This is a genomic window from Bacteroidota bacterium (assembly GCA_034723125.1).
Lineage (GTDB): Bacteria > Bacteroidota > Bacteroidia > CAILMK01 > JAAYUY01 > JAYEOP01.
Genome location: JAYEOP010000081.1, coordinates 1 through 4987 on the forward strand (window position 1 = coordinate 1; position 4987 = coordinate 4987).

6 protein-coding genes and 1 pseudogene are annotated in these 4987 nt (G+C 28.6%); 1 reads left to right on the forward strand and 6 read right to left on the reverse strand.

Annotated features, from left to right (window positions below; translation table 11 throughout):
• The first annotated feature begins 153 nt into the window (after positions 1-153).
• A pseudogene (locus U9R42_02415) lies at positions 154-330 on the forward strand (IS1182 family transposase).
• Positions 331-424: 94 nt separating this feature from the next.
• Here the strand turns inward: U9R42_02415 and U9R42_02420 are convergent.
• The 6 genes from U9R42_02420 to smpB all read right to left on the reverse strand — a co-directional run bounded on the left by U9R42_02420 (position 425) and on the right by smpB (position 4865).
• Complete coding sequence (locus U9R42_02420; GenBank protein ID MEA3494868.1) at positions 425-1372, reverse strand: hypothetical protein; 948 nt, start codon at positions 1370-1372, stop codon at positions 425-427.
• Positions 1373-2016: 644 nt separating this feature from the next.
• Positions 2017-2412, reverse strand: coding sequence for a rhodanese-like domain-containing protein (locus tag U9R42_02425; protein ID MEA3494869.1), 396 nt, complete (start codon positions 2410-2412; stop codon positions 2017-2019).
• A gap of 164 nt (positions 2413-2576) precedes the next feature.
• Positions 2577-3626 (reverse strand): ACR3 family arsenite efflux transporter, encoded by a 1050-nt coding sequence (gene arsB, locus U9R42_02430; protein MEA3494870.1) that lies wholly within the window; start codon positions 3624-3626, stop codon positions 2577-2579.
• Positions 3623-4039, reverse strand: coding sequence for an arsenate reductase ArsC (locus U9R42_02435; GenBank protein MEA3494871.1), 417 nt, complete (start codon positions 4037-4039; stop codon positions 3623-3625). Before U9R42_02435 ends, arsB begins: the two co-directional genes overlap by 4 nt.
• A gap of 4 nt (positions 4040-4043) precedes the next feature.
• Complete coding sequence (locus U9R42_02440; GenBank protein MEA3494872.1) at positions 4044-4328, reverse strand: metalloregulator ArsR/SmtB family transcription factor; 285 nt, start codon at positions 4326-4328, stop codon at positions 4044-4046.
• Positions 4329-4418: 90 nt separating this feature from the next.
• A complete protein-coding gene (gene smpB, locus U9R42_02445; protein MEA3494873.1) occupies positions 4419-4865 on the reverse strand; it encodes an SsrA-binding protein SmpB in 447 nt (148 codons plus the stop codon).
• Positions 4866-4987: the final 122 nt, after the last annotated feature.

Below are 4987 nucleotides of genomic sequence, written 5' to 3' on the forward strand. Positions count from 1 at the left end.
TCAAATTTTATGATTTCTAAGATTTTTGACCTGCCTTTGCCGTCAGGCAGGTGAGATTTTTATTTTTTGAGACGAGGCGATGCCTTAGCATCAGTGAGTTGAGAAAGATAAAAATATCGCAAAAAGAAACATTTTTAATTTTGTAGAGTTTTCTTAGAGGCACTATTTAGGCAAACAGTACAAATAGCAAAGAATTTTGAATTGATAGGAGATAAATTATTAGCAGGAGATAGCACAAAATTTAGAGCACAAAACTCTAAAAAAAACAATTTCAATGAAAAGAAAATAGACCGTCACACAGCCTATATAGACAACAAACTTGAACAATATTTAATTATTCAAATATACTTAAAAATATATAAGGTTGCTTAAATTAAAACTATAACAATCAAAACTATTAACCCAAGTTAATCACATAGATTTTTTATTCATTTGAAATTAAAAGATTGAGACCATATATTGTATTGGATGTATAAATTGATATTATATGATATCCATCATTCAGATTTAAGTCAAAATTCATTTTATCTAAAAACCCTGTTGTTACTTGATGAACCACTGTTGAAGATTGTATTTCAGTAATTTTTATTAAAGTAACATTTTGATATCCTATTTCTGAAATATCAATAAAAATTGTACCATCTGAAGGAACAGGATATAATGAAAAATTATCACCTTCAAACATAATTATACCTCCTATCTTATCACTTTGTTTACAGCATTTGCAAGTATTATTACCTCCTTTACAACATGCATAGTAACCTGATGAACAAGTTGTAGAACAACCACTCCATATATCGTTAACTGAGCAACTTATAGAACCACTTCCTCCACTTGTACAATTTTTGCAATCGGACTTGCCTCCTCCAGAACCTCCACCACTTCCGCCACTTCCACCAGTACCACCTCCACCTCCAGATTCTATTAAAAACATTGCATAGCAATTATCTTCATTTGGTAAAGGTAAATCAAGTGTTAAATTATAATGTTTTGATAAACCAAATCCAAGATAATAGTGATTAATAGAAATATCTGATGAATAAACTATCTCGCTTTCAAAAAGAACAAAACAAAAATAATCTGAACTATCTTTGATAATCAAATATTCTTCCTGATAATCAATTTGACCATTTTCTATAATCATATTTATATTTTCAGATTGATAATCAGGATTATCAGTTTGAAAAATGAATGCAGTCTCTGCAATATTATCGTTGTTTTGTCCATCTAACGCAATAATTATTTCATTATTAAGACATAGTTTGATTTCAATATTCCCATTATAAGTAGTTGCAAAAGAACTAAAAATGAAAAAGAATACAGCTAAAATTGAGAATGTTAGAAATATTATAAATTTATATTTTGTTTTCATAATTTCATATTTAAAATATTAATTAAATTTGTTATATCTGGTTGTTATCCTTTTTAATAGTTCAAGTAAACCCCAAAAACCGTATTTCTCAAAACTGATAATAAATAGTTTTTTCTAACTATTACATTGGTCTTTTTACCTCCTTTTGTTGAAAGTTTTATTTTAAAGTATTTAATTTCACTAATAATAAATAATCTGAGTATAAAACAGATATAACACAGCAACCGTAACTCACTGATTTGTGTGTGTGTGTGTGAAAACCATATTCAAATTATTTTTTTTTAGAATACAAATGTAATAAACAATTAGTAAAATTGTACTTTTATTTTAAAAAAATATTTTTATTATTCCAATTTGTTATTTTTGTGGAGTAATGAATTGTTTTATTCTTTTCTTATTTTTTTCACTAAATCCCAATAAAAGAAGCGATGCAGATATACAATGCAACAAGCTGTAAGCCATCACAACTAGCAGTGAAAAAATATGTAGTGTACCACTAAATTTGTAATCAATTGTTAGTTAGGGAAGTGTATTTGAGTAGAGCCAAGTTAGGTTAAGGGATTAAATATAAAAATTTCCTCTCTCTGTCATTGTCATCAAAACAGCAATAGTAAAAATTAGTAATATCAAGAACCAAATGTTCATTAAATATTTTTATTTAAAAAATGCTTATACAATTTCCCCGGTTTTAATTCTGACATGAGTTCATCATATCCCTGAAGTATTTTTACTTGTGAAAATCCTAAACTTTTTAAATATGAAAAAACAATAACACTCCTTACAGCTGATGAACAAAATACTCCAATCAGTTTACCCTCGGGAATCTCTCCTACTCTATCAGGAATTTCATTTGTAGGAATTGATAAGACAGTAGAGTAGTTTGCTAATTTAATATCGATATTTTCAACTTCTTCATTTGCCCTTACATCCAAAAAAATCGTATTTTCAGAAGCAAAAAAATTCTCAAAACTAATTTTATGTTGTCCTGTACCAAAATAATCAAAATCCATTTTTCGGATAAAACTTTCAAATTTCTTCATACTTTATTTTTTAATTTCCATTTCGTTTTACACAAATAACTAATACTAAACCATCATCAAATTAATTAAAAAAACTGGTATTATGCCGATGGATTAGCATGTTAAGAAAATTTATTTTCTTTTACATGATAACCTTTCGGTATAAAGGGGGTTCTACAAACTATTTACAAATCATTTTTAAAATATTTTGTTTTCATTTTAAGTGATACTTTTACTAAGGCAATTAAAACAGGTACTTCAACCAAAGGACCGATAACGGCAGCAAAAGCCTCACCTGAGTTTATTCCAAAAACAACAACTGCAACTGCAATAGCTAATTCAAAATTATTACTGGCTGCTGTAAAAGAAAGCGTTGTAGTCTTTTTATAATCTGTTCCCATTTTTCTACTAATATAAAATGACAGAAAAAACATGACTACAAAATAAATTACTAGAGGAAGAGCAATTCGTAATACATCAAAAGGAAGCTTAATAATGTGTTCTCCTTTTAATGAAAACATTAGCATAATTGTAAATAATAAAGCAACTAATGTTAAAGGACTAATTTTAGGAATAAATTTACCTTGATACCAATTTTTATTTTTCACACGAATTAGTACAAAACGTGTAATCATTCCTGCAATAAAAGGTATTCCCAAATAAATAAAAACACTTTTAGCAATTTGATTCATTGTAATATCTACCACTCTCCCTTCAAATCCTATTTTTTCAGGTAAAATTGTAATAAAAAAATAAGCATAAACAGAAAAGAAAAGCACTTGAAAGATACTATTAAATGCCACTAAACCCGCAGCATATTCTGTATCGCCTTTTGCTAAATCATTCCAAACAATTACCATTGCTATACAACGTGCTAATCCAATTAAAATCAATCCTGTCATGTAGTGTGGATAATCGTGCAGAAATACGATTGCAAGAATAAACATTAAAACAGGTCCGATTAACCAGTTTTGAACCAAAGATAAAAGCAGTACTTTTCTATTTTTAAAAACATCTTTTAATTCTTCGTATTTAACCTTTGCCAAAGGTGGATACATCATTATAATTAATCCAATTGCAATTGGAATATTAGTTGTTCCTCTACTCATTCCTTCCCAAAACTTTGCAATATTTGGAAATAACCAACCGATAATTACACCTATCAACATTGCTAAAAATATCCAAAGAGTTAGGTATCTGTTGAGAAAGGAAAGCTTTTTAGTTTGAGGTTTCATATCATCTGGGTTTTATATAATTCAAGAAATGCATCACTAATTTCATCACGTACTCTGTAAAATTCACTTTGTATAAATTCATCTGTCCCTTTAGCTTTTGAAGGGTCATCAAATCCAATATGCAAACGAGTTTTAACCTTCCCAAGAAATGCAGGACAGTTTTCATTTGCATCTCCACAAACTGTTATTACAAAATCCCATTCTTCATTAATGTATTGTGCTACAAGTTTTGGTGAGTGCAAGCTAATATCAACATCAATTTCCGACATTACTTTTACAGCAGTTGAATTTACTTTTTCTGCAGGTTCTGTCCCTGCTGAAAACACTTGCAATTTTTTGTCAAATGATTGCAAAAGACCATGAGCCATTTGGCTACGGCAACTATTTCCTGTACATAAAATTAATATTTTCATTTTTTTATATTTGAAAAAATCCTTTAAATAATTTTTGAGCTAAATTCCAATTTTCTTGGTTTAAACAATATCTTATTTTTGGGATTTCAAATTCTCCCTGAATCAATCCTGCATCTCTTAATTCTTTTAGATGCTGAGAAAGTGTGGATTTTGCGATAGGTAAAATTTTACTCAAATCACCGCTATAGCAACATGCTTGCTGTGATAAAAACTTAAGAATGTAAACTCTAACAGGATGACCTAATGCTTTTGCAATTCTTGCTATTCTTTTATCTTCTTCTTTAAACATCAATTTTCTTTGTTCGCAATATTACGAACAACTTTCGTTTTGCACAAAGATATTGGCATTTATTTTAATATCGCAGTAAGGGTAAAAAAATCACTCATAATCTACCCCACTGCCCTTTTTCATATCTTTGTCTTTAATACTATTTCTCTTATCATAAAGTTTTTTACCTTTGGCAAGAGCAATCTCCAGTTTAGCAAAACCATAATCTGAAATAAAAATCTTTGTTGGAATAATAGTATAGCCTCTCTCCTTAAATTTAGTATTTAGCTTTTTTAGTTCACGTTTTTTTAATAATAATTTTCTATTTCGCTTAGGCTCATGATTATAAATATTCCCATGAGAATAAATTGCAATGTTCATATTTTTTACAAATAATTCATCATCAATAAAATCACAATACGCTTCTTTAATACTTACTTTACGTTTTCTAATAGATTTAATTTCCGTACCCCTTAATTGAAGTCCGGCAGTATAAGTATCATAAATAAAATATTCATACTTTGCTTTCTTATTCTCTATTTCAACGGTTTTTTTCATAAGATGCAAAATTACAATTTTGAATTCAATTTAGTAACTTCTTTTTATATACAATATCCCAAGCTATAAAGTCATTCTTCCATTCTCCCATTCTCCCATTCTCCCATTCTCCCATTCTCCCA